General features: G+C 62.0%; 21 protein-coding genes. 11 read left to right on the top strand and 10 right to left on the bottom strand.

All coding sequences use genetic code 11. From position 1 onward, the window contains the following. The first annotated feature begins 67 nt into the window (after positions 1-67). Genes BLV47_RS20505 through BLV47_RS20490 form a run of 4 tightly spaced genes read left to right on the top strand, consistent with a single transcriptional unit; the run spans position 68 to position 3,260 of the window. A complete protein-coding gene (locus tag BLV47_RS20505) occupies positions 68-592 on the top strand; it encodes a DUF6586 family protein (RefSeq protein ID WP_092316578.1) in 525 nt (174 codons plus the stop codon). Positions 593-642: 50 nt separating this feature from the next. Further along, a complete protein-coding gene (locus BLV47_RS20500) occupies positions 643-1,686 on the top strand; it encodes a hypothetical protein (protein ID WP_092316576.1) in 1,044 nt (347 codons plus the stop codon). Further along, positions 1,686-2,699: a hypothetical protein gene (locus tag BLV47_RS20495; protein ID WP_092316574.1), complete on the top strand. Its 1,014-nt coding sequence runs from the start codon at positions 1,686-1,688 to the stop codon at positions 2,697-2,699. The genes BLV47_RS20500 and BLV47_RS20495 overlap by 1 nt, the downstream gene beginning before the upstream one ends. Before the next feature lie 3 nt (positions 2,700-2,702). Further along, positions 2,703-3,260, top strand: a complete 558-nt coding sequence (locus BLV47_RS20490; RefSeq protein WP_092316571.1) for a LemA family protein — start codon at positions 2,703-2,705, stop codon at positions 3,258-3,260. A 108-nt stretch (positions 3,261-3,368) separates the two neighbouring features. Here the strand turns inward: BLV47_RS20490 and istB are convergent, their stop codons facing one another. Both istB and istA read right to left on the bottom strand, forming a co-directional pair. Beyond that, entirely contained in the window at positions 3,369-4,118 is a 750-nt protein-coding gene (gene istB / locus BLV47_RS20485) for an IS21-like element IS1474 family helper ATPase IstB (protein WP_062838242.1), read from the bottom strand. Continuing rightward, on the bottom strand, positions 4,006-5,691 hold the full coding sequence (gene istA / locus BLV47_RS20480; protein ID WP_062838241.1) for an IS21 family transposase: 1,686 nt from the start codon (positions 5,689-5,691) through the stop codon (positions 4,006-4,008). Before istA ends, istB begins: the two co-directional genes overlap by 113 nt. Before the next feature lie 375 nt (positions 5,692-6,066). Between istA and BLV47_RS20475 the strand changes: the two genes are divergently transcribed. Further along, complete coding sequence (locus BLV47_RS20475; protein ID WP_011060267.1) at positions 6,067-6,300, top strand: hypothetical protein; 234 nt, start codon at positions 6,067-6,069, stop codon at positions 6,298-6,300. 107 nt (positions 6,301-6,407) lie between these two features. Here the strand turns inward: BLV47_RS20475 and sulA are convergent, their stop codons facing one another. Further along, entirely contained in the window at positions 6,408-6,881 is a 474-nt protein-coding gene (gene sulA, locus BLV47_RS20470) for an SOS-induced cell division inhibitor SulA (protein WP_092316569.1), read from the bottom strand. 10 nt (positions 6,882-6,891) lie between these two features. Next, positions 6,892-7,497 carry a transcriptional repressor LexA gene (gene lexA, locus BLV47_RS20465; RefSeq protein ID WP_092316567.1) on the bottom strand — a complete coding sequence of 202 codons (606 nt, stop codon included), beginning with the start codon at positions 7,495-7,497 and terminating at the stop codon, positions 6,892-6,894. A 251-nt stretch (positions 7,498-7,748) separates the two neighbouring features. On the opposite strand from lexA, the gene BLV47_RS20460 reads away from it, so the two are divergent. Continuing rightward, on the top strand, positions 7,749-8,456 hold the full coding sequence (locus BLV47_RS20460; protein WP_092316565.1) for a TetR/AcrR family transcriptional regulator: 708 nt from the start codon (positions 7,749-7,751) through the stop codon (positions 8,454-8,456). Between the two features lie 201 nt (positions 8,457-8,657). Continuing rightward, the gene (gene nagZ, locus BLV47_RS20455) at positions 8,658-9,656 is read left to right on the top strand and encodes a beta-N-acetylhexosaminidase (RefSeq protein WP_208605308.1); all 999 of its coding nucleotides are present in this window, start codon (positions 8,658-8,660) and stop codon (positions 9,654-9,656) included. 52 nt (positions 9,657-9,708) lie between these two features. Here the strand turns inward: nagZ and BLV47_RS20450 are convergent, their stop codons facing one another. Genes BLV47_RS20450 through mfd form a run of 3 tightly spaced genes read right to left on the bottom strand, consistent with a single transcriptional unit; the run spans position 9,709 to position 16,437 of the window. Continuing rightward, positions 9,709-12,399 (bottom strand): DEAD/DEAH box helicase, encoded by a 2,691-nt coding sequence (locus BLV47_RS20450; RefSeq protein ID WP_092316561.1) that lies wholly within the window; start codon positions 12,397-12,399, stop codon positions 9,709-9,711. An 11-nt stretch (positions 12,400-12,410) separates the two neighbouring features. Further along, positions 12,411-12,977, bottom strand: coding sequence for a CsiV family protein (locus tag BLV47_RS20445; RefSeq protein ID WP_092316559.1), 567 nt, complete (start codon positions 12,975-12,977; stop codon positions 12,411-12,413). Between the two features lie 10 nt (positions 12,978-12,987). Next, positions 12,988-16,437 carry a transcription-repair coupling factor gene (gene mfd / locus BLV47_RS20440; protein WP_092316557.1) on the bottom strand — a complete coding sequence of 1,150 codons (3,450 nt, stop codon included), beginning with the start codon at positions 16,435-16,437 and terminating at the stop codon, positions 12,988-12,990. Positions 16,438-16,791: 354 nt separating this feature from the next. Between mfd and BLV47_RS20435 the strand changes: the two genes are divergently transcribed. Next, a complete protein-coding gene (locus BLV47_RS20435; RefSeq protein ID WP_016967095.1) occupies positions 16,792-18,255 on the top strand; it encodes a glyceraldehyde-3-phosphate dehydrogenase in 1,464 nt (487 codons plus the stop codon). Between the two features lie 116 nt (positions 18,256-18,371). On the opposite strand, the gene tcuC is transcribed toward BLV47_RS20435, so the two are convergent. Continuing rightward, complete coding sequence (gene tcuC, locus BLV47_RS20430; RefSeq protein WP_092316555.1) at positions 18,372-19,670, bottom strand: MFS transporter; 1,299 nt, start codon at positions 19,668-19,670, stop codon at positions 18,372-18,374. A gap of 326 nt (positions 19,671-19,996) precedes the next feature. Here tcuC and BLV47_RS20425 point away from each other — a divergent pair, with 326 nt between their 5' ends. Then, on the top strand, positions 19,997-20,974 hold the full coding sequence (locus tag BLV47_RS20425) for an FAD:protein FMN transferase (protein ID WP_092317339.1): 978 nt from the start codon (positions 19,997-19,999) through the stop codon (positions 20,972-20,974). A gap of 201 nt (positions 20,975-21,175) precedes the next feature. Then, a complete protein-coding gene (gene sthA, locus BLV47_RS20420; protein ID WP_092316553.1) occupies positions 21,176-22,570 on the top strand; it encodes a Si-specific NAD(P)(+) transhydrogenase in 1,395 nt (464 codons plus the stop codon). 42 nt (positions 22,571-22,612) lie between these two features. Here sthA and BLV47_RS20415 read toward each other — a convergent pair whose 3' ends face one another. Both BLV47_RS20415 and BLV47_RS20410 read right to left on the bottom strand, forming a co-directional pair. After that, positions 22,613-23,335 (bottom strand): glycerophosphodiester phosphodiesterase, encoded by a 723-nt coding sequence (locus BLV47_RS20415; RefSeq protein WP_092316551.1) that lies wholly within the window; start codon positions 23,333-23,335, stop codon positions 22,613-22,615. A gap of 51 nt (positions 23,336-23,386) precedes the next feature. Continuing rightward, on the bottom strand, positions 23,387-23,974 hold the full coding sequence (locus BLV47_RS20410) for a PilZ domain-containing protein (protein ID WP_016967734.1): 588 nt from the start codon (positions 23,972-23,974) through the stop codon (positions 23,387-23,389). A gap of 94 nt (positions 23,975-24,068) precedes the next feature. Here BLV47_RS20410 and BLV47_RS20405 point away from each other — a divergent pair, with 94 nt between their 5' ends. Next, positions 24,069-25,319, top strand: coding sequence for a lipoprotein-releasing ABC transporter permease subunit (locus BLV47_RS20405; RefSeq protein ID WP_092316550.1), 1,251 nt, complete (start codon positions 24,069-24,071; stop codon positions 25,317-25,319). The last annotated feature ends 4 nt before the right edge of the window (positions 25,320-25,323 follow it).

Below are 25,323 nucleotides of genomic sequence, written 5' to 3'. Positions count from 1 at the left end.
CGCGGGAGTGTTCCTTGAAACTGTACCGTCCGCATCCGGTTCTCTTCTTGTAGTGGAGGCTGCCTACATGGCCCACGAGCTCTATACCCGTACCAATCAGAAAATCTACTTTGCCGGCCTGGCGCTCGAAGCCCTGGCCCGGGTTGAAGAGGGGCGGGCGATGAATGCCCAGGCGCTGCTCCAGGCGGGGCGCGAGTCGGTGCTGTTCCATCTCTACGGTGCTTTGTTGGGGCTGTGCCACGAGATCGCCGGGTTCTACCGGCTGCCACAGGCCGGTGCTGCCCGGGTCGAGCAGATCCTTAATCGTGAAGTGCTGCAAAGCATTGCCATTCCCGAACTGGCTGAACTGCTGGAGCTGGCGCAGAGTCCACAGACCTGGCTGGCGCAACTCTTGTGCGCTTACAACGAACTGTTTCAACCGCCGAGAGCGCCGCACAAGCCCAAGGGTGACGTGACCCAGCCGCTGATTGTGGCGGTCAATCTGGACGAGCAAGAGCCGGAGCCGGAACTGAGTCGGGAAGAATTGGAGAGCTGGCGGCAGAATCTCAAGGCCCTGGCCATTCGTTTTCGAGATGGCTTGAACGAGTGTTGAGCCTGAGCGTCGCTTGATGGGCGGCGCGTTCAATTGATCAAGGAAGATGGATGTTGTTCTTCTTGCGTGACCAGGCGCTGGTGCGCCTGCTGAGCGATTGCCAGAGGCGAGTCATCAATGCTCAGTCCAGGGCGGACCTGCTTGAGGTGCTCGATCGGCTGGAGGTATTCCCTGGCGGCCTGGAGTTCGATCATGTGCAGTCAATAACGCTTCTGGTGCTGGCTTTTGCTTCGCTCGCGGCGGCGTTGTTGATGGATGGCATGGGCGGGATGTTCTGGGTGTTTGTGGCTCTGTGCTTCTTCAGCTATCGGGTCAGCAAAGGTATCTCTGGGGTATCGACTGATCTGGCGGCGAGCATTGCCCGCAAGTGCATGATGCTTGGCAACGGCTTGAGCGAATTCGACAGTAGCGCCGACTGGCGCCTGAAGAGACTGGACAATGAGTTCACCGATTATCGGCGGGGCAGCGAGCGTGAGCGGCGCCGTATCCTGGACTCGCTCCAGGGGGTGTATCGAGGAGAGCGACATTCGCTGGCATTCGAGTATCACCAGTTGCGATATGTGATCTCCAGTTGCGAGCGCGGGGCCGGCGGGGATCTCAAGACGGTTTACACGAACTACCAGCGCTACAGTCTGGTGGTGGATTTTCCCTGGGTGAGAGAGATTGCGCTTCGATCCAGCCCCTTGGAAATACAGCTGTCGGGACAGCCCTTCAAGACCGATCGCGAGGATTTCAATCAGGCCTTTGTGCTGCGCGGCAATGACCCAGCCTCTTGTGAACACTTCGCCACGCCTGCAACGCTGGATCTGCTGCTAGAGCTTTCGCGTCAGCTTCATGGGGCCAATCTGGAGTTCTCTGGCCAGGGACGGCTCTGCCTGAGCTTCAACAATGAAGACATCATGGTCCATGCCGATCCGGGGCCGCTGAGTGATCTGGCGGTCTTTCGTGAGCGGATCGAGGCGGGCATCGAGTTGCCGAAGCTGTATCCGCTGTTGGGGTTGATAGAGCAGTTGGCCCGGCTGCACGACGGTCATGTTGCTCCTGCTGTCGCTCCACAGGCGCCTGAATCCCTCGAATTGATCAAGGAAGCGTGATGCAGTTTTTCAAGCATGATGCCGAGCTGGTGCGGTTGTTGGCCACTTGCGACGCCGAGGTGGCGCGGGCCAGGACCAACGACGACCTATTGCAGGTCATCGGCAGGCTCCAATCCTTCAAGGGTGGATTGAAGTTCGATCATGCCCAGCCCCTAGTGCTGGTGATGCTGGCGATTGTTTCAGCGATCCCGGCCATGGCAGGCGTGGTGGTGATGTGGTTCATTGCGGCGTGCTTCGGCGTTGCCAGTCTGATCATCTGGATGAGTCGTAAAGCCGCTTTCGATGAGTTGCCTGAGAGAATCGCTCGTAAATGTTCATTCCTCAGTAATGGCCTTTGGGATCCGGGTGGAACGGCCGAAGAGCGTTTCACCCAACTGAGCGGTGAGTTCGAGGACTATGAGCGCGGTAACGATAGCCGTCGCATCGTGGACTCCGCCGGGGGAACCTACCAGGGCTCGCGGCATCAGTTGCCCTTTGTTTTTCACCACTTGCGTTATGTGAACGCCCACTACAAATCCAAATCCGATGGCGAAAGTGAACGGGTTTACGAGAGCTTTGATCGTTTCAGTCTGGTGGTGGATTTTCCTTGGGTCACTGGTGTGATGGTGTGCAGTGATCTGCCGAGGAAAAAGCGTACAAGACCTAGAGTCTTCGAGACCACCTCTGATGACTTCAACAGAAACTTCATTTTCACCGGTGATGACCTGGCCTGTGCCAAGTTTGCGACCCCCACCACCCTGGCTTTTCTGCTCAGGCTTTGCCGGCAGTTGAAGAAGGTGAACCTGGAATTTTCCAGCGAGGGGCGTCTGTGCCTGAGTTTCGACGACGCAGAGGTCATGGCCTACAAGGATCCGGGAACCTTTGAGGACTTAGCGGGCTTCTACGCCAATATCAAACGTGGACTGGAGTTGCCTGGCCTGTTTCCGGTGCTGGCCCTGGTGCATGAACTGGCGGAGTTGCATGACAACAATTTCGACCTTCCGATGAAGGTCGCTGATGAAATGGAGCAATAGGGTATGGAGTTGTTGTTGGTCATTGCGATTGCCTTGGGCGTTCTGGCTTATGTGCACTACAACAAGATTGTCAGTGCATACAACCGCGCCCAGCGAGCCTGGTCGGACGTGCTGACCTACCAGCGGCAGCGAATCAAGGTGCTGGATCTGCTGGAACCGCAAGTGGCGGGTTTTCAGGCTTATGAGAGCCAACTGCTGGAAAAGATCGTTGGCTTGCGTAGCGCCATTGACAGCTTGCCATCTGCCGCCGATGGCGATGCCCTGAAATCGGTCGACGAGGGTGGCAAAGCCCTGTTGGGGGGCTTGAACCTGGCGTTTGAGGCCTATCCGGACCTCAAGTCCGTCACGCTGTTGAGCAACCTGATGCGTGAGGTTGCAGAGCAGGAAGGCAATATCGGCGGAGCCATTACCCTGTTCAACCTGAATGTGGAGCATTTCAACAACTCCATTCAGATGTTTCCCGGTTCCTTGGTTAATCGGTTGAGCTTGAACAAGTCGCCGATCACACCATTTTCCGACAGCCAGGCTTCGGCGGGTTTTGAATACAAGCCGAATTTTTGAGGTGGACTGGCATGGTGCGGATTTCGGTGAACGTGACCGAGCGTTTCGCTAATACGTGACCGGTGCTTCCACCCCGGTTGCGCGGGTTCTGGATTGTAATCGCATCGGTCACGATGCGGCTTGTTCCTCGGCTTTTTTTCGGCGCAGCGACTCGCCTTTCATCGTCAGTCGGTAGGCGTTGTGCACCAGGCGGTCGAGGATGGCATCGGCCAGGGTCGGGTCGTTGATCCAGCCGTGCCAGTGCTCGATGGGCAGTTGGCTCGTCAGGATGGTGGAGCGGCTGCCAGCGCGGTCGTCGATCACCTCCAGCAGGTCATGCCGGGCTCCTTCCTCCAGCGGGGCTAGCGCCCAGTCGTCCAGCACCAGGACGTCGACCTTTGCCAGCTGTTGCAGGGTACGGCCGAAGCTGCCGTCGCCATGAGCGATGCGCAGTTGTTCCAGCAGGCGCGGGGTGCGCAGGTACAGGGTGCTATAGCCCTGGCGGCAGGCCTGGTTGCCCAGGGCGCAGGCCAGCCAGGTTTTGCCGGCACCGGTCGGGCCGGTCAGCAGCAGGTTGTGCTGCTGGCGGATCCAGTCGCCACTGGCCAGGGTGGCGATCAGACGCTCGTCCAGGGCGCGTCCGGTGCGGCGGTCGAGATCTTCCAGGCAGGCGTTGGCGTACTTGAGCTTGGCCTTCTTGCGCAGCCGTACCAGGCGCTGGTTGTCACGCCAGGCCAGTTCGCGGTCGAGCAGTAGGCCGAGGCGTTCATCGAAGCTCAGGCTGTGGCTGGCCGGCAGCGTCCATTGCTCTTCCAGGGCGCGGGCCATGCCGTCCAGGCGTAGCTGGTGCAGTTGATTCAGGGTGTGTTGCGGCATCATCGAACAGCTCCTGTTGCGGGGGTTGGTAGTAGTCGGCGCCACGGACGTTCTCGTGGTCGCCGGGTAAGGTCGTTTCGGCGGCACGCTGGGGCAGCGGCTGTTGATCCAGGCCTTGCTGGAGCAGGTTGCGCACGCTGCGCCCGGTGAAGGCGCGCAGGTGTACGGCACGTTCGGCAGCGGCTTCCAGGCGTGCATTGCCATAGCGCCGGGCCAGCGAGAGCAGGCCGAGGCAGGCGCGGTAGCCCATCTCCGGGTGCGGCTTGTGGGTCAGTTGGTGATCGATCAGTTGGCGCGTGTAGGGGCCGATCCGCGCGCCCCAGTCGAGCAGGCGTTGTGGCGTCCATTCGCGATGCGCCTGGTGCGCCGCGGGCATGTGCTCGCGCTGGGTACTGTAAGCGCCGCGTCGCCCCAGCAGCAGGTGGCTGGCCACCCGCCGGTTGCCATGCAGCACTTCCAGGGTGTGTGCCGTCAGTCGCACGTCCACGTTCTGCCGGGCCAGGGCGGAGGGCACGCTGTAGAAGCTGCCATTGACCTCGATGTGGTAGTCGATGCTGACCTTGCAGCGCTTGAAGGTGGCGACCTCGTAGGGATGCACCGGCAGCGCTCGCAAGGCCGGGCGATCCAGGCGCTCGAACCAGTCGCGCCGGCAGCCATCGAGCCGCTTGAACGGGCGCCGATTCAGATCCTCCAGCAGCTCGGCGATGGCCTGGTTAAGCGCATGCAGGCTGAAGAACTGCCGATGGCGCAGCCGCGCCATGATCCAGCGCTCGACCACCTGCACCGCCACCTCGGCCTTGGCCTTGTCCTGAGGCTTGCGTGGCCGTGCCGGCAGGATCACCGTCTGGTAATGACGCGCGCACTCCAGCGTGGCCCGGTTCAGGCCCGGCTCGTAGCGATCCGGCTGGGCGACCAGGGCGCGCGGATTGTCCGGCACAACCATTTCCGGCACGCCGCCAAAGTAGGTCAGAGCCTGGCCCAGCGAGGTCAGCCAGTCCACCTGGGTTTCGCCTGGCGTCGCGCAGGCATAGGTGTAATTCGAGGCGCCCAGGGCGGCGACGAAGATGTGCGCCCGGCGCACTTCGCCGGTGGCCGGGTCGACCACCGGCAGCGTCGGCCCGGCATAGTCGATGAATAGCTTCTCGCCCGCACGGTGCAGCTGACGCATCGAACGTTTGAGCGTCTGGGCGTAGCGCCGGTAGTGCTCGACGAACTGGGTGTAGCGGTAGGTCGGCTGGCCCGCATGCGCGGCGAGATATTCCTCCCACAGCAGCTGCAAGGTCACGCCCTTGCGTCGCAACTCGCGGTGGATGCTCAGCACATCGGGCAGCACTCGCTCACCGCGCGGCTTGTTCGTCGACGTCGGTGCAAACAAGGCGGCCGCCAGCGCGGCCTCGTCCATGGCCACCAGCGCCGGCCAGTCCAGCCCGGCCACCCGCGCCGCCGCGATGTACTTGCTAACCACGCCCTTGGACAGCTGCAAGGCACGGGCAATCTTCTCGTGGGACAAGCCGGCCTCAAACTTGAGGCGCAGACATTCTTTGATGTTTCGCATGGCTACTCGCGGCGCCGCCATCTTCCTCTCCCGAAATCGGTCGAGGATGGCGGCGCATCAGGTCATGCGCAACGAAGGGGAAGGCTTTCGCTAAGTCGTGACCGGCGATTTCGGTAAGCCGTGACCACCTGTTTCGGAACAGGCGGAAAATCGGTCACGTTGCTACCGAAATGAGCGGTCACGCGTTAGCGAAATGACCGGTCACGATCAACCGAAACGGCCGGTCACGGTGCTCCGAAATCCGCAGGCATGGAGTTTCGAGAGCTGGAGCGCCGCATTTCTTGAGCGGGGCAGGGGCTCACATCTGTTGAGGGGTACTACGTCTGGTGCAAGATCCTGAGCGAGGCGGGGGCGATGACTGATATAATCCCCGCCTTTCGTGGAGACCAGACCTTTATGCCAACGTCCTTTCTAGAAATTGTCGAGTTGCCAGACGGCCGTATTGAGCTGCGCAGAGCTGAGGACGAGGGTTCTCTGGTTACTTTGGATTTCTCCGAGGATGCCAAAGCCTTTTTGCAAGGTCAGCATGTTGAGGTGGCCAAGGCCATGTTGAGCGTCGGTGTGCAGATGGCCGGACGCCTGGTAGAGGGTGAAATCGACAAGGAAGACGGTCCGAGGGTTCTTCACTAAGCCCGTTTATCGGTTTTCTTCCGGTTGTTCGTCATATTTATCTCGGCTTCTCAATCCTGGAGAAGCCTCGTGCTTTTCAAGCGCATTGTGTAGTGGCTTCCCGGTGTTTATCCCAGGCGAATATTCAGGCTTTGCGCATCTCCCGTGCGTGCGGCGCCGATCAGCTGTTGCCGTGCGCTGGCACTCAGTGGATTCAGCCAACTGACCACCGTGTGGCTACGCCCCAGGCGCAGGGCTTCGCACGCCAGTTGCTGTGGGCTTTGAGAGCCCCGGGGGTGAAGCAGCAGGATGCGTTCGCGATTCAGGCCGGCATCCCGCAGCCAGCTTTGGGTCAGGCTTGAGGGCGGGGCGATCAGGGTCAGCCATCGTGCGTCCTGCTCCTGGCTCAACTCCCTGAGAATGGGGGCCAGGAGGTTCAGGCAGTTCCCGGCGGCGCCGCGTAACGACAGTTCGCTGAAAGCCTCTGGATCTTTATTCCAGGGCGACTCGACCACTTCTTTGAGTGCAGGCGCCAAGGGCTGGGCCAGGAACGCTTCAAACAGCGGCAGTTGGGCTTGCTGTGGTGTATGGGGGAACTGCATGGAGCCTCCTTTAGCGGCGAATGACGCCGACACTCAAGCCTTCGATCACCAGTTCCTGATCTTTCAGGTTGACTTCGATAGGGGCGAAATCAGGGTTTTCGGCAATCAGCCAGACTTTGCTGCCTTCGCGCTTGAAGCGCTTGACCGTGACTTCATCGCCGATGCGTGCCACCACCACCTGGCCGTTACGGGCCTCGCGGGTGGTATGCACTGCCAGCAGGTCGCCGTCGAAGATGCCGATGTCCTTCATGCTCATGCCGTTGACCCGAAGCAGATAGTCGGCACGAGGATGGAAGAAGGTCGGGTTGATGTTGCAGGACTCTTCAATGTGCTGCTGGGCCAGGATGGGGGCGCCAGCGGCAACGCGGCCGATGATGGGCAGCGAGTCGTCGGTCTTGGCCTCGAAGCCAGGGATGCGGATGCCGCGAGAGGCCCCTGGGGTCATCTCGATGGCGCCTTTGCGGGCCAGGGCCTTGAGGTGTTCTTCGGCGGCGTTGGGCGACTTGAAACCCAGCTCCTGGGCGATCTCGGCGCGTGTTGGCGGATAGCCGTTGTCTTCAAGGCAGCGTTTGATAAAAGCCAGAATCTCAGCTTGGCGTGGCGTCAGTTTTAGCATGTCGATCGCTCTGTCTTTTTATACAGTGACTGGGATTATATACAGTGAACGTTGCTTGGCAATCCTCCATTTGCCGTGGTCGGCCGGGTGGTTGTCATTCCGGGGTAGCCATCCACTGCTCAAGGCTGGCTACAGACCGCGGCAGGTATGATTAAATAGCGCCCCGGACGGCCTTCGCAGAGGCTGGCAGGCTTGACATTGATAAGCCTGAAACGTATGTTTCAAACAAGTGTTTGTCAGGCGGAGTAGCCATGGCCCAGTCGGAAACCGTTGAACGCATTCTCGATGCTGCCGAGCAGTTGTTCGCGGAAAAAGGTTTTGCCGAAACCTCGTTGCGGCTGATTACCAGCAAGGCCGGGGTCAACCTGGCAGCGGTCAACTATCATTTCGGTTCCAAAAAGGCCCTGATCCAGGCGGTGTTCTCGCGCTTCCTCGGGCCTTTCTGCATCAGTCTCGATCGTGAGCTGGAGCGGCGTCAGGCTAGGCCGGACAGTAAGCCGAGCCTGGAAGAACTACTGGAAATCCTTGTCGAGCAGGCGCTGGTGGTGCAGCCACGCAGTGGCAACGACCTGTCAATCTTCATGCGCCTGCTGGGGCTTGCCTTCAGCCAGAGTCAGGGGCATTTGCGGCGTTATCTGGAAGACATGTACGGCAAGGTGTTCCGCCGTTACATGCTGCTGGTCAATGAGGCGGCGCCACGTATTCCACCCATCGAGCTGTTCTGGCGCGTGCATTTCATGCTCGGTGCAGCGGCGTTCAGCATGTCCGGAATCAAGGCGTTGCGGGCTATCGCCGAAACCGATTTCGGGGTCAACACCTCCATTGAGCAAGTGATGCGACTGATGGTGCCGTTCCTCGCTGCCGGCATGCGTGCCGAAACCGGGGTCACCGATGAAGTCATGGCCAGCGCCCAGCTCAAGCCGCGCAGCAAATCAGCCCCGGCAGTCGCCAAGGCTTGACCTCACGGGTGGGCGTGACAGCTTGCATCCGCTAAGCTAGCCGCCCATGCCGACTCTGTTTTTTTACCCCTGTGCCTTCCCCTTATCGATGTTGATTGGCCCGCTTGCGTCCGTCGCGGATGAGGCTTGGTCCTGCGTCATGCGGGAGCCATCGTCGATGGCGTGCGCATTCGTATCTAAGGAAATGTTATGACCGCTGGCCTGCAAGGCTCCTTGATGGTGGACGTCGCCGGTACCTGGCTGACGGCTGAAGATCGCCAACTCCTGCGTCAGCCGCAGGTGGGCGGGCTGATCATTTTTGCGCGGAATATCGAGCACCCACGCCAGGTGCGCGAGCTGAGCGCGGCGATCCGGGCGATCCGCCCGGACCTGCTGCTGGCGGTGGATCAGGAAGGTGGCCGGGTGCAGCGATTGCGTCAGGGCTTTGTCCGTCTGCCGGCGATGCGCGCCTTGGCCGACAACCCGAATGCCGAGTACCTGGCCGAGCAGTGCGGCTGGATCATGGCCACCGAGGTCCTGGCGGTGGGGCTGGACCTGAGCTTTGCCCCGGTCCTGGATCTCGATCACCAGCGCAGTGCGGTGGTGGGCAGCCGGTCTTTCGAGGGCGATCCGCAGCGCGCGGCACTGTTGGCCGGTGCCTTTATCCGCGGCATGAACAGCGCCGGGATGGCGGCCACCGGCAAGCATTTCCCCGGACATGGCTGGGCCGAGGCCGACTCCCATGTAGCGATTCCCAATGACGAGCGCAGCCTGGACGAAATCCGCGCCAAGGACCTGCTGCCGTTCGCCCGCTTGAGCAAGCAGTTGGCGGCAGTGATGCCGGCCCATGTCATCTATCCGCAGGTCGACCCGCAGCCGGCCGGTTTCTCCCGACGCTGGCTGCAGGACATTCTGCGTGGCGAGTTGCAGTTCGACGGGGTCATCTTCAGTGACGACCTGTCCATGGCCGGCGCCCATGTCGTCGGCGATGCGGCAAGCCGGATCGAGGCGGCCCTGACGGCCGGTTGTGACATGGGGCTGGTGTGCAACGATCGCGCCGCAGCCGAGTTGGCCCTGAGCGCCGCCCAGCGCTTGAAGGTGCAGCCGTCGCCACGTCTTGCCCGAATGCGCGGTCAGGCGTTCGCCCATCTGGAATACAAGCAGGACCCGCGCTGGCTTGCGGCTCTTGAGGCTCTAAAGGCCGCGCAGTTGATCGATTGAGGTGGTTCGGCGCGGCACCGCGAATCGCCCGGTGCCCGCAGATTGACCGGCCTCAGCGGCCGGTTTTCTTGTCCGGCAACGGAGCGAACAGGGCTTCGATGTCTTCGCTCTGCAGCTTCCAGTCGCCGGCCTTGCGCCCGTCCAGCACACCTGCCGCCAGGTCCGATTTCTCCTGTTGCAGGTGCTGGATCTTCTCTTCCACAGTGCCGCGGGCGATCAGCTTGTAGACGAATACCGGCTTTTCCTGGCCAATACGGTAGGCGCGGTCGGTGGCCTGGCTCTCGGTTGCCGGGTTCCACCACGGATCGTAGTGGATCACGGTGTCGGCCTCGGTCAGATTCAGGCCTACGCCGCCGGCCTTGAGGCTGATCAGGAAGATCTGCAGCTTGCCGCTCTGGAAATCCCGTACCGGCGTGCGCCGATCCCGGGTCTGGCCGGTGAGCAGGGCATAGGCAATGTTGCGTCGTTTCAGCTCGGCCTCGATCAGGCTCAGCATCGAGGTGAACTGGGAAAACAGCAGAATGCGTCGGCCTTCCTCAAACAGCTCCTCAAGCATCTCCATCAGGCTGTCCAGCTTGCCCGAGGAGCTGCCGCGCGCCGGGGGCGAGTCATTGACCAGGCGCAGGTCGCAGCACACCTGGCGCAGTTTGAGCAGGGCTTCAAGGATGATGATCTGGCTGCGGGCCACGCCCTTGCGGGTGATTTCGTCGCGGACTTTCTTGTCCATGGCCAGGCGCATGGTTTCGTAGACGTCCCGTTGCGCCTCGTTGAGTTCGACCCAGTGGATGATCTCGGTCTTGGGCGGCAGCTCTGTGGCCACTTGCTCCTTGGTGCGGCGCAGCAGGAAGGGTTTGATCCGGCCGTTGAGGTGTTGCAGGCGCACTTCGCTGGCGTGCTTTTCGATCGGCACCCGGTAGTCGCGGTTGAAGCTCTTGGCATCGCCAAGCCAGCCCGGCAACAGGAAGTGGAACAGTGACCAGAGCTCCCCCAGATGGTTTTCCAAAGGCGTGCCGGACAGGCACAGGCGCTGTCGGGCGTTGAGTTCGCGTGCGGCCTGGGCGGCCTTGCTCGACGGGTTCTTGATGTACTGCGCCTCATCGAGAATCAGCACATGCAAGGGTTGCGCGGCCAGCTGTTCGACATCCTTGGGCAACAGCGCGTAGGTGGTCAGCAGCAGGTCGTAGTCGGCCAGTTGCGCGAAGTGTTTCTTGCGTCCCGCGCCATACAGCGCCAGAACCTTGAGTTGCGGGGTAAAGTGCGCCGCCTCGTCCAGCCAGTTGGGAATCAGGCTGGTGGGCATCACCACCATGCACGGCCGGTCCAGGCGCCCGGCATTCTTCTCGCTGAGGATGTGCGCCAGGGTCTGCAGGGTCTTGCCCAGGCCCATGTCGTCGGCCAGGATGCCGCCCACTTCCAGCTGGCGCAGGGACTGCATCCAGCTCAGGCCCTCCAGCTGGTAGGGGCGCAGGGTGGCATTCAGGCCTTGCGGCGCTGGCGCTGAGTAGTCGCGGATGTCCCGCAGGCGTTGGGCGAAGGTGCGAATGTGTTCGCCGCCTTCCCACAGCAGCGGCAGGTCCTGCAGCGGGTTGAGGCGGGTAGCGTCGGCGCTGCTCAGGCGCAGGGTGGTTTCGCCGGGCTCCTGCAGGTAGAACTCCCCCAGAGTGGCCAGCACCGGCTTCAGGCGCCCATAGGGCAGGGCCACTTGCAGCGGGCCGTGCAAGGAGTTGGGGCGGTGGGGAATGTTCACCAGGATCAGTTCGTCGTCGCGGCGCTTGGCCAGGCGTTCCGGGTTGAGGATCTCGGTGTGGGAGCGCATCAGGTTGAGCAGGATCGGTAGCAGGCTCAGGCGCTCGCCGTTGACGATGATCCCCAGTTCCAGATCGAACCAGTCGCGGCCCGGAGCCTCGTCGACGCTGGCATACCAATCGTCCACCGCGGTCAGGTCGAAGCCGAAGCCTTCATCGATCTGCAGTTCCCACCCCAGGCTGCGCAGTTTGGGCAGCTCATTGAGGGTGAAGGTCAGCCAGGCGCTGTCATTGACCATCTCGAACAGTTCGCCGGCGCTTTCCGGCAGGGCCTTGCTCTGCCGGGTGGCGATCTTGAAACCCAGGTTGCGCAATTGTTCGCGCCAGCCTTGCTCCAGCTCTGGCTGGCGCTTGATGCGCAGGCTCTGATGTTCCTGGCGGATGATCACATCGGCATTCTTCTGGCCGCTGACGTACTCGCCCTTGTAGTTGAACGACAGCGCGGCGCGGTGCTGGATGTAGCGCTGCATCTTGCCGTTGCGCGGCTCGAAGGCGCTGAACTCGATGCTGGCCAGCCACAGGCGCGGCACGGGGCGCACATCCTCCAGCAGCACCTGGGGCAGGGCGGCAGGGCGGCGACTGTCGAGCACGGCAGAGAGTTTCTCCAGCAGTTCGGCGTCCTTGGCCGCCGCCGGGAAGGCCAGGGTTTCTTCCACTTGCAGCAGGACGGCGACCACATGTTTGCAGTTGCTGCGTACCGGGCAGCTGCAATGGGTGTCGATCAGCAACAGGCTGCCCTTGCTCGACTCGCGCAGGTTGATGCTCTGCCGGTAGACATTGCCATTGGAGCCTTCGCAACTGGCGGTGATAGCGCTGTCTGCGGCGCTGACGATGCGCACGCGTTTTTCCAGGGCATAACGCCGGCCGCGTTCCAGGGTTTGTTCCTTGAAGCGGTTGACCCAGGACGGGGCCAGGGGTTTGGTCAGGGGCGGGTTCATAGGGACTTCGATCAGTCCGGTATTTCAGTTGGAGCGGGGCGCGGCGCCGGTGCGGTGAGCGAGGTGATCTTGATCAGCAGGGCCAGATGGCCGTTGTCCAGGTAGTTGAGCTGACCGTTCTTGGTGTGGCTTTGCTGTTTCAGGCGTTCGCTGCGGGTGACCAGGCCATTGCTGTCGATCTGATTGATCCAGAAGTCCGCGTCGACATCGGTGAAACGCCCGAGCTTGAGGTTCAGGGTGCCTTCGATGGGGAACTGGCCGAACTGTTCCGGCCCGTCGCTGAGGGCGACCTTGACTGGGGTTTCCCCCAGGGTCTGCTGCCAGGCCTTGTGCAGCAGCACGCTGTAGTTGCCGCTGGCGTTGAGCTTCTCGACGATTGCACCCAGAGAGGGGGTGCGCTGGCTGTCCGGGCTCAGGTGTTGAGCGCCGGCGGCCCAGTCTTCCGGGGCGGCACGGCTGAGGATCTGCGGCTCGGCATTCTGCCGGACGAGGATCATTTCCACCTGGTACAGGTCGTCGGCAAACGCCATGGGCGCGACCAGGGTCAGGAGCAGGGTCAGGGAGCGGAACAGGCGCATGGGGCGTCCTTCAAGCAGTTTTCGGGGTGAGGCGTTCAAACAGTGCCTCCAATGTATTAAAGCGCTCTTCCGGGCGCTCCATCGGCACCATGAACTTGAACAGGGTTGCGCCTTCGAATTTGTAGCGTTTGGGCTGGCCCTGGATCAGTTTGATCAGTGCCAGCGGGTCCACCGGAGTGTCCGCGGCGAACTCGATACGCCCGCCTTGCGGGCCGCCATCGACCTTCTTGATCCCCAGGGTTTCGGCCTGGAGTTTGAGCAGGGTCAGGCGGATCAGGTTCTTGGTCGGCTCGGGCAGCAGGCCGAAGCGGTCGATCATTTCCACCTGCAGGTCCTTCAGGCCGTCTTCGTCGGCGGCCGAGGCGATGCGCTTGTAGAGAATCAGGCGTGCATGCACATCCGGCAGGTAGTCCTCGGGAATCAGTGCCGGCAGGCGCAGGTTGATTTCCGGGCCGCCACCCAGGGGCTGGTCGAGGTTCGGCTGTTCGCCCTTGCGGATGGCTTTCACCGCGCGCTCGAGCATCTCCATATAAAGGGTGAAGCCTACCGCCTGGATCTGCCCGCTCTGGCCGTCGCCCAGCAGTTCGCCGGCGCCACGGATCTCCAGGTCGTTGGTGGCCAGGACGAAACCGGCCCCCAGGTCCTGGGTGTTGGCGATGGCCTCCAGGCGCTTCTCCGCGTCTGGGGTGATCTGCTGGCGCGGTGGCGTCAACAGATACGCATAGGCCTGGTGGTGGCTACGGCCGACCCGGCCGCGCAACTGGTGCAACTGGGCCAGGCCGAACTTGTCGGCGCGCTCGATGATGATGGTGTTGGCGCTGGGCACGTCGATACCGGTCTCGATGATGGTCGAGGCGATCAGCACGTTGAAGCGCTTGTGGTAGAAGTCGCTCATCACCTGTTCGAGTTCGCGTTCGCGCATCTGCCCGTGGCCGATGCCGATCCGGGCTTCGGGCACCAGTTCGGCCAGCTCGGCGGCGCATTTCTCGATGGTCTTCACGTCGTTGTGCAGGTAGTACACCTGGCCGCCGCGCAGCAGTTCGCGCAGCAGGGCTTCTTTGACCGTGCTCTTGTTCTGCTCCATGACGAAGGTTCGCACCGACAGGCGGCGGGCCGGCGGGGTAGCGATGATCGACAGGTCACGCATGCCTGAGACGGCCATGTTCAGGGTCCGCGGGATCGGCGTGGCGGTCAGGGTGAGGATGTCGACTTCGCTGCGCAGGGCCTTGAGCTGTTCCTTCTGGCGCACGCCGAAACGGTGTTCTTCGTCGATGATCACCAGCCCCAGGTTCTTGATCTTCACATCGTCCTGCAACAGCTTGTGAGTGCCGATGACGATGTCGATCTTGCCTTCGGCCAGGTCCGCCACTGCGGCGTTCACTTCCTTGGCCGACTTGAAGCGGCTCATCACTTCCACGGTTACCGGCCAGTCGGCGAAACGGTCGCGGAAGCTGTTGTAGTGCTGTTGGGCGAGCAGGGTGGTGGGCACCAGGATCGCCACTTGCTTGCCGCCGTGGACCGCAATGAAAGCGGCGCGCATGGCCACTTCGGTCTTGCCGAAGCCGACGTCGCCGCACACCAGGCGGTCCATCGGTTTGCCCGAGAGCATGTCCTCGCGCACCGCTTCGATGGTGCTCTGCTGGTCCGGGGTTTCCTCGAACGGAAAGCCGGCGCTGAAGGTGGCGTAGTCGGCCTTCGGATCGGCGAAGGCGTAACCTTCGCGGGCGGCGCGGCGGGCGTAGATGTCCAGCAGCTCGGCGGCCACGTCGCGGACTTGTTCGGCGGCCTTGCGCTTGGCTTTCTGCCAGGCTTCCGAGCCCAGGCGGTGCAACGGTGCCAGGGCGTCGTCGCTGCCGGTGTAGCGGGCGATCAGGTGCAGGTTGGCCACGGGCACGTAGAGCTTGGCGCCCTCGGCGTATTCCAGGGTCAGGAACTCGGCGGCCTGGTTGTCGATCTCCAGGGTCGCCAGACCCAGGTAGCGGCCGACACCGTGATCGATGTGCACCACCGGCGCGCCTTCGCGCAGCTCGGTGAGGTTCTTGATTACCGCGTCGTTGTTGGCGTCGGCACGTTTTTCCCGGCGCCGGCGCTGCATCACGCGTTGGCCGAACAATGGGCTTTCGGCCACCAGGGCCAGGGCCGGATCATCCAGCACCAGGCCTTCGTCCAGGGGCGCGATGGTGATCGCCAGGCGTTCCTTGCTGGCGACGAAGTCCGGCCAGCTGTCGACGGTCTTGGGGCGTAGCTTGAGGCGTTCCAGCAACTCCAGCAGCACTTCCCGGCGCCCGGCGGATTCAGCGGTGAACAGCACTCGGCCGGGGAATTCGTCGAGGAAGCCCGAGAGCGCCGCCAGTGGCTGGTTGGCCTTGGCCTCGATGGCCAGGTTGGGCAGTTCGTGGGCCGGGAAACGTTCGCGACCGACGCCGGTTTCGATGTCCTGCTGGCTGGCCACCACCCGTGGCCAGTTTTTCAGGCGGGCGAAGCAGTCTTCCACCGGCAGGAACAGTTCGGCCGGTGGCAGGAGCGGACGCGAAGGGTCGACGCGGCGCTCTTCGTAACGGTTGCGGACATCGTTCCAGAAGTTTTCCGCGGCCTGTTCGATGCCCGGCAGGGAGAACACCTGGGTGTCCTGGGGCAGGTAGTCGAACAGGGTCGACGTCTCTTCGAAGAACAGCGGCAGGTAGTACTCGATACCGGCAGGGGTAATCCCGCTGCTCAGGTCCTGGAAGATCGGGCAGCGGCGGAAGTCCACGTCGAAGCGTTCGCGAAAGCGCGCCTTGAAACGGGTCACCGCTTCCTTCTGCAGGGGGAATTCCTTGGCCGGCAGCAGGCGCACCGAGTCGACCTTGTCGATGGAGCGCTGATTCTCCGGGTCGAAGGTACGCAGGGTCTCGATTTCGTCGTCGAACAGATCGATGCGGTACGGCAGTTTGCTGCCCATGGGGAACAGGTCGATCAGCGCGCCGCGCACGGTGAATTCGCCGTGCTCGTAGACCGTGTCGACGTAGCGGTAGCCGCTGGCCTCCAGGCGCGTGCGCATCTGCTCCACATCGAGCTTCTGGCCGACATCCAGCACCAGGCTGCTGCCCAGCAGGAACTGGGTTGGTGCCAGGCGATGCAGGGCGGTGGTGATCGGCACCACCAGCACTCCGTGTTCCAGCTCTGGCAGCCGGTAGAGGCTGGCGATGCGCTGGGAAATGATGTCCTGGTGCGGCGAGAACAGGTCGTAGGGCAGGGTTTCCCAATCGGGAAAATGCAGCACCGGCAGGTCCGGGGCGAAGAAGCCCAGCTCCTGTTCCAGCCGGTCGGCGCTTTGGCTGTCGGCGGTCAGCAGGAGGGTAAAGCGCTTGGCAGCGCTGGCGGCTTCGGCGATGGCCAGGCTCAGGGCGGCACCGGGCAGGTTGCCCCAATGCTGTTTACCGGCGGCGGCAGGGAGTAGCGGTAGACGCAGGACGGGCACGGACGGTCAAGCTCCAAGCGTTGCGACGAAAGTCAGTAATTGTAACGGCCCCGGGTGGCCACTGTCAGTGGCTGATGCGTCTATTACGCCGGTCAGGGCAAATGTAGTGGCTATGACAACAAAATGTGCTTTTTGGACGCAAATGTAGTGCCGAATCCGGCCGGTGTTACGGAGGGTTACAGACAGGCAGGTAAGCTGTCCAAAAAATTGACGCCGCTGGAAGCCGCGGTTTTACTGGCCTCCAGCGCAGTGGTGTTTTTTTGCAAGGGCTTTTTGTTACGTTCCGCACGACAGGCGCGCATTGCTACGGCAAGAGCGGGGCGGCATAATGTAGCCCCTTTTTTCTGCCCCTACATGTGGAAGGTTCCCGTGACTCAGAAGCCCGACCAGTGTCTTGGTGAATGGATCGACCGTGAAGCACTCGCAGAAGCGATGATTCCGCTTATCGGTCAGCTCTACCGCAATAACAATGTGGTGAGCTCGATCTATGGCCGCAGCCTGATCAACCAGTCTGTCATCGCGATTCTCAAGGCTCATCGCTTTGCTCGCCATCGCTCCTCCGACGACAGCGAACTCTCCGTCCACGAAACATTCCCACTGCTCAAGGCCATGAGCGAGCTCAAGCTCGGCGCGGCTTCGGTAGACCTGGGCAAGTTGGCGTTCAAATTCCGCAACGAAGGCAATGGCCGCAGCGCCGAGCAGTTCGTGCGTGAAGAAATGGCTGACGTGGTTGGCCAGCAAAACGCTTCGGCCCGCAAAGGCACCGACGTTGTCCTGTACGGCTTCGGTCGTATCGGCCGTCTGCTGGCGCGCATCCTGATCGAGAAAACCGGTGGCGGCGACGGCCTGCGTCTGCGCGCCATCGTGGTGCGCAAAGGCGCCGAAAACGACCTGACCAAGCGCGCCAGCCTGCTGCGTCGCGATTCGGTGCACGGTTCGTTCAACGGCACCATCACCATCGATGAAGAAAACAACACCATCACCGCCAACGGCAACCTGATCCAGGTCATCTACGCGAAGAACCCGACCGAGGTGGACTACACCCAGTACGGGATCAAGAACGCGCTGCTGGTGGACAACACCGGTGTATGGCGTGACGCCGACGGCCTGGGCCAGCACCTGGCCTGCCCGGGTATCGACCGCGTGGTTCTGACCGCTCCTGGCAAAGGCAAGCTGAAGAACATCGTTCACGGTATCAACCACAACGAAATCACCGCTGAAGACAAGATCGTCTCCGCTGCTTCCTGCACCACCAACGCCATCGTGCCGGTGCTCAAGGCTGTGAATGACAAGTTCGGCATCATCAACGGTCACGTCGAAACCGTTCACTCGTACACCAACGACCAGAACCTGATCGACAACTTCCACAAGGGTGATCGTCGTGGCCGTAGCGCCGCGCTGAACATGGTGATCACCGAAACCGGTGCCGCCACTGCTGCTGCCAAGGCCCTGCCTGAGCTGGCCGGCAAGCTGACCGGTAACGCGATCCGCGTTCCAACACCAAACGTGTCGATGGCCATTCTCAACCTGAACCTCGAGAAAGCCGCCACCCGTGAAGAGATGAACGAGTACCTGCGCTACATGGCGCTGCACTCGGATCTGCACAAGCAGATCGACTTCGTCAACTCGCAGGAAGTGGTGTCCACCGACTTCGTTGGTTCGCGTCACGCCGGTGTGGTCGATGCCGAAGCCACCATCGTTCAGGACAACCGCGTTGTTCTGTACGTCTGGTACGACAACGAGTTCGGCTACAGCTGCCAGGTCGTGCGCGTGATGGAAGACATGGCCGGGGTCAACCCGCCAGCGTTCCCACGCTAAGCGACAGCTGAAATGAAAACGCCCCGACTTGTCGGGGCGTTTTTGTTTGTGGCTTGCGCCAGCAAGCTAAGCCAGCGCAATCCCGTAGGAGCTGGCTTGCCAGCGGAGCTTTTGTCTCAGGCGCCGCGCGCGGTTGCCGCTTGTGCGGTACGCAGTGCGTGGCGGTTGCCACGGAACAGCACCAGGGTGGCAATCAGCCCCAGTACCGCCGCGCCACTGAGCCAGATGCCCGGTGCCGCCTGGTTGCCCAGGACGTGGATCAGGTAGGTGCAGGCCGCCGGAGTGAAGCCGCCGAAGGTTGCGGTCGCCAGGCTATAGGCCAGGGAGAAGCCCGTGGTGCGCACTTCCACCGGCATGATCTCGGTCAGGGCCACCACCATGGCGCCGTTGTACGAGCCATAGAGGAAGGACAACCACAGTTCGACGATCAGCAGATGACTGAAGCTGGGGTTGGCCACCAGCCAGGACAGCGCCGGGTAAGCGGTGAAGATCGCCAGGATGGTTGCGCCCAGCAGCAGCGGCTTGCGGCCGATCTTGTCCGACAGCGAACCCATCACCGGCAGCCAGAAGAAGTTCGACAGGCCGATGCACACGGTCACCAGCAGCGCGTCGAAGTCCGACAGGTGCAGCTCGGCCTTGCCGAAAGTCGGGGTATAGGCGGTGATCAGGTAGAAGGACACGGTGGTCATCACCACCAAGGCCATGCCGGCGATGACGATGCCAAAGTTCTGACCGATGGAACGGACGATTTCCTGCAATGTAGGGCGATGCTTGCGGGCCTGGAATTCCGGGGTTTCCTCCAGCGAGCGGCGGATGATGAAGATCGCCGGAACGATCATGCAGCCCACCAGGAACGGCACGCGCCAGCCCCATTCGCCCATTTGCTCGGGGCTCAGCCAGTGGTTCAGGCCCACGCCCAGCAAGCCGGCGAACACCACCGCGGCCTGTTGACTGGCCGACTGCCAGCTGACGAAAAAGCCCTTGCGGCCCGGGGTCGAGATTTCGGCCAGGTACACCGATACGCCACCCAGTTCGACGCCTGCGGAGAAGCCCTGCAGCAGCCGTCCCAGCAATACCAGCAGGGGCGCGGCGACACCGAGGGTGGCGTAGCCTGGCACGCAGGCAATCAGTACCGTGCCTGCGGCCATCAGCGCCAGGGTGATGATCAGGCCCTGGCGACGACCGTGGCGGTCAATGTAGGCGCCGAGGAAGATCGCCCCCAGGGGGCGCATCAGGAAGCCGGCGCCGAAGGTCGCCAGGGACAGCATCAACGAGGCGAAGGCACTGTCGGCAGGAAAGAAGGTCTTGGCGATTGCCGTGGCATAGAAGCCGTAGACCATGAAGTCGAACATCTCGAGAAAGTTGCCGCTGACAACGCGAAAGATCGCCTTGCCTTTGCCCGTGGTCGTGGACATTTTTTTCACTCACTTTGGCTGTCTTATTAGCAATCCCTGGTCGTTAGGCGTCCCTTACTGCAAAGTCGGGGCACAGGCCTGCACGCTGAACAGTTTTGTAACGATATGTGTATGAGGGCCATCCGGCAACAAAAACTCTTGGGTGTGATGAAGTGGCTCTAGATCAAGGCTCTGCGTACAGGCTAGGGGCTGGGCGCGCGCGCCGTCAGGCTCCGTCTGTCGCATAATGGCCATTTGTAATGTCAGTCGACCCTGTTGCGCGGCTGATCGGGAGGAAAACCTTGGCGGATAACGAAAGATCACGATGGGGCGTCTTGTGTGTCGTGCTGGCGCTGACAGCGGGGTGTGGTGGCGATCGTTTGCAAAACCTCTCCGGGCCAACCATGGGCAGCACCTGGTCCGTGCAGTATGTGCAGCACGCCGATGGCCCGGCCGCGTCCCAGGTTCAGGCCGAGGTCGAGGGGATTCTGGCCGAGGTCGACCGGCAGATGTCCACTTACCGCAGTGACTCGGATATCGAGCGTTTCAATGGTCTGCCCGCTAACAGCTGCCAGCCGATGCCTGGGCCGGTTTTGCAGCTGGTGCAGGTGGGCGAGCAGTTGTCCCGGGACAGTGATGGCGCTTTCGACCTGACGGTGGAGCCGCTGCTCGATCTTTGGGGATTTGGGCCCCAGGGGCGTGAGGAAAAGGTTCCCAGTGCGTCAGCCCTGGCCGAAGTTCTGCAGCGTGTAGGGCACGGGCATTTGCGTATCGAAGGCCAGGACCTGTGCAAGGATGCGCCGGTGGAGGTGGATTTCAACAGCATCGCGGCCGGTTATGCGGTGGATCGCATCGCTGCGCGGCTGGCGCAGATGGGGATCGACAGCTTTCTGGCCGAGGCCACCGGCGAGCTCAAGGCGGTGGGGCGCAAACCCGACGGCACGCCCTGGCGCATAGCCCTGGAGGAGCCCCGTGACGACCAGCAGGTGGCCCAGCGGGTGATTGCCCTGGACGGTTATGGCGTATCCACCTCTGGCGACTACCGTAATTACTTCGAGCAGGACGGCCAGCGCTATTCCCACACCTTCGATGCCCGGTTCGGCAAGCCGATTACCCATCAGTTGGCCTCGGTCACGGTGATTCATCCTTCGACGCTGATGGCCGATGGCCTGTCGACGCTGTTGCTGATACTCGGCCCGCAAGCGGGTTGGGATTACGCGGAAAAACACGCCATCGCCGGATTTTTTGTGATGCGTGCCGATAAAGGTTTCGTCACACGCAGCACCCCGGCCTTCGATGCGCTGCTGGCCGGGCAAAAACAATAACCCCGTGCACGCTTACGGGCCCTGTAGTGCAGGCAAAAGTAGCCTACGACGCGACCAAGGGTTAATGTGCGCGGCGTTGACGCTTCTATAGACTGTGCCCGGGTTCGTAACCGAGCCAAATTGATCCTTCATGCCGCTGGCCGCGGCATGATTTAGCCGGAGATGCCAGAAGGGCATCTCGGCCTGTTCTGAGGAGTACGCATGGCTGTCTACAACTACGACGTAGTGGTGCTGGGCTCGGGCCCCGCTGGAGAAGGTGCGGCGATGAACGCCGCTAAAGCAGGACGCAAAGTGGCGATGGTCGATAGCCGTCGCCAGGTCGGCGGCAACTGCACCCACCTGGGTACCATTCCGTCCAAGGCCCTGCGTCACTCGGTCCGGCAGATCATGCAGTTCAACACCAACCCGATGTTCCGGGCCATTGGCGAACCGCGCTGGTTCTCCTTCCCGGACGTGCTCAAGAGCGCCGAGAAGGTCATCTCCAAGCAAGTGGCTTCGCGCACTGGCTACTACGCCCGCAACCGGGTCGACGTATTCTTCGGCACGGGCAGCTTCGCCGACGAGCAGACCGTGGAAGTGGTCTGCGCCAATGGCGTGGTGGAAAAGCTGGTCGCCAAGCACATCATCATCGCCACCGGCTCACGCCCTTATCGCCCGGCGGACATCGATTTCAGCCACCCGCGTATCTACGATAGCGACACCATCCTCAGCCTCGGCCACACCCCGCGCAAACTCATCGTCTACGGCGCCGGGGTCATCGGTTGCGAATACGCCTCGATCTTCAGTGGCCTTGGGGTGCTGGTGGAGCTGGTGGACAACCGTGGCCAGTTGCTGAGCTTCCTGGACTCGGAGATTTCCCAGGCCCTGAGCTACCACTTCAGCAACAACAACATCACCGTGCGCCACAACGAGGAATACGACCGCGTCGAGGGCGTCGACAATGGGGTGATCCTGCACTTGAAATCCGGCAAGAAGATCAAGGCCGACGCCTTGCTCTGGTGCAACGGCCGGACCGGCAACACCGACAAGCTGGGCATGGAGAACATCGGGGTCAAGGTCAACAGCCGCGGCCAGATCGAGGTCGACGAGAACTACCGCACCTGCGTGCCGAACATCTACGGCGCCGGTGACGTGATCGGCTGGCCAAGCCTGGCCAGTGCCGCCCATGACCAGGGTCGCTCCGCTGCCGGCAGCATTGTCGACAACGGCAGCTGGCGCTTCGTCAACGACGTGCCGACCGGGATCTACACCATTCCGGAGATCAGCTCGATCGGCAAAAACGAGCAGGAGCTGACCCAGGCCAAGGTGCCGTATGAAGTGGGCAAGGCGTTCTTCAAGGGCATGGCCCGCGCGCAGATCGCCGGTGAACCGCAAGGCATGCTGAAGATTCTGTTCCACCGGGAAACCCTGGAAGTTCTCGGCGTGCACTGCTTCGGCTACCAGGCTTCGGAAATCGTCCACATCGGTCAGGCGATCATGAACCAGCCGGGTGAACACAACACCCTGAAGTACTTCGTCAACACCACCTTCAACTACCCGACCATGGCCGAAGCCTATCGGGTAGCGGCATACGACGGCCTCAACCGGCTTTTTTGAGCGGCTCCGGCCGGTGGCCTGAGCCGGCCGGGGAGACCGATTTCAGTAATTCTCGAGGGTGGCGCTGGCCAAACCGGGAAAGTCTGTAATCAGGCTATCTACGCCGAAGTCGGCGAGCCTGCGCATCAGCGCGGGCTCGTTGACCGTCCACACCGACACATGCAAGCCCTGACGCTGCGCCCGCTGCAGACGCTCCGGGGTGCACAGGGTCCAGTTCAGCGCCAGAATCTCGCAGCCGTAGCTCTGGGCGACCTTCAACGGGTCGAGCCAGGCGTATTCGGCGACCAGTCCGCGAGACAGGTCCGGGGTCAGCTCGACCGCCGCTTTCAGCACTTCCCGCGAGCTTGAGGTCACGGTGACCCTGTCCAGCAGGCCGAAGCGCTGGGCCATTTCCCGAATCGCCAGTACGGTGGTGGCGGCGCGAGTGCGCGAGGCGCTCTTGACCTCCAGCTGCCAGTGCTCGAAGTCGCACTTCTCGAACAGCTCTTCCAGGCGCGGAATAGGGCAGGGGCTGACCCAGCCCGGGCCGCCCTTGCGCGCGTCGTAGGTCACCAGTTCCGCGGCGGAATGCTCCACCACCTTGCCGCGCCGGTCGGTGGTGCGCTTGAGGGTCGGGTCGTGAATCACCATCAACTCGCCGTCCATTGACAGGTGCAGGTCGAGCTCGCAACGGCGCACGCCGTGCTTGAGACATTCCTGAAAACTGGTCAGGGTGTTTTCCGGTGCTTCGCCTTTAGCGCCGCGATGGCCATAGATCAGGGTCACAATTGCTCCTTCACGGATGTTGTTTCACAAGAGGTGGGGCGGGCGTACTGCTCAGCCGGCGGCGGGGTCGCTCTGCTCCCGGGCCAGGCGGCGTTGCTGGGCCTGTTTTTGCAGGATATAGCGTGCCAGCAGCTGGCGTTGGGCATCGGTCAATGCTTCGAACTCGGTGCCGATCTCGAAGGTGCCGAAGCTTTGTGGCTCGCAGTGAATGACCTTGGCCCGCAGCAGCAGGCCCAGGGCCTGGGGCATCAACAGCAGCTTCACGGCCAGATGGCTGCCCTTGGCGTAGCTCAAGTGGTGGTTGAACTCGATGCCACCTTCGGAAAGGATCACCCGCTGCGGTTCGCCGAACTTGCCGAACACGGTCTGCGCCACCACTTGGCTGAGCAGGTCGATGCGCTTGTTCATGGCCTTGAGGTAGCTGGCCAGGGTGCGATCGCGCTCGCTGACCTGGCGCAGCAGGTGCTGGGATTCGAATTCGCTCAGGTGCAGCTCGCTGAGCAGATTGAACAGCGGAGACTCATCCTGCAACACTTCCTTGCTCGCCGCGTCGTGGGCGGACAAGGGGCTAATTTCCAGTGCGATCGCGTCCTCGATACGGTAGTATTCGCGGCGATCTTCTTCATCTAATGTCGACATGGCGAACCCATGGTAGAGGCAGTGGTCTGAGTGTAAAGCTGCTTACCAGGCCCCGCCACAAGGACGTCTTCTTTTCCTCTGCACAAGCCCCGACATGTTCAGACCTCTGTTTGCTTTTATCGGCACGCGTTATACCCGTGCAAAGCGTCGCAATCATTTTGTGTCATTCATTTCCCTGACCTCGATGATCGGACTCGCCCTCGGCGTGATCGTGATGATCGTGGTGCTGTCGGTGATGAACGGCTTCGATCATGAGATGCGCACCCGCGTGCTGGGCATGGTGCCCCACGCCACCATCGAATCCGGCGAGCCCATCAGCGACTGGCAAAGCCTGGCCGACAAGGTCAGGCAGAATCCGAAAGTGCTGGCGGTGGCGCCGTTCACCCAGATGCAGGGCCTGCTGACCAACAATGGTCAGGTGCAGAAGGTGTTGCTCAACGCCATCGATCCGCAGCAGGAACGGCAGGTGTCGATCATCGACCACTTCATGCAGCAGGGGCAGTTGGACGCGCTGGCGCCCGGCAGCTTCGGCATCGTCATCGGTGACAAGGCGGCCGCCAAGCTGGGCGTCGGCCTGGGCGACAAGCTGACCTTCGTCGCGCCGGAAGTCACGGTGACCCCGGCCGGCATGTTTCCGCGCATGAAGCGCTTTACCGTGGTCGGCATCTTCCATGTCGGCGCCGGCGAGATCGACGGCTACCTGGGCCTGACCAATCTGGAAGACCTGGGCCGCCTGCATCGCTGGAAGCCGGATCAGGTCCAGGGCCTGCGGCTGAAGTTCGACGACCTGTTCCAGGCCCCGCGCACCGCTTGGGAAATTGCCCAGCAGTTGGGCGAGAACCATTTCTACGCCCGTGACTGGACCCGTACCCACGGCAACCTGTACCAGGCCATCCGCATGGAAAAAGCCATGATCGGCCTGCTGTTGCTGCTGATCGTCGCGGTGGCTGCGTTCAACATCATCTCGACCCTGGTGATGGTGGTGAACGACAAGAAAGGCGACATCGCCATTCTCCGTACCCTGGGCGCTACACCGGGCACCATCATGGCGATCTTCATGGTCCAGGGCACCGTCATTGGTGTGGTTGGCACCCTGATCGGCGCGGTGCTGGGGATGCTGGCGGCGTTGAATGTCAGTGCCGCGATCTCCGCCCTCGAAGGCCTGATCGGCCATAAATTCCTGAATGCCGACGTGTACTTCATCGACTACCTGCCGTCGCAACTGATGGCCGAGGACGTGTTGATGGTCTGCGGCGCGGCATTGGTCCTGAGTTTCCTCGCCACCCTGTATCCAGCCTGGCGTGCGGCGCGCACCCAGCCTGCGGAGGCGCTACGTTATGAGTGAGTTG

Source organism: Pseudomonas saponiphila, assembly GCF_900105185.1.
In the GTDB taxonomy this organism is placed as follows: Bacteria; Pseudomonadota; Gammaproteobacteria; order Pseudomonadales; family Pseudomonadaceae; genus Aquipseudomonas; species Aquipseudomonas saponiphila.
This window is presented reverse-complemented; position numbering and strand designations above follow the sequence as displayed.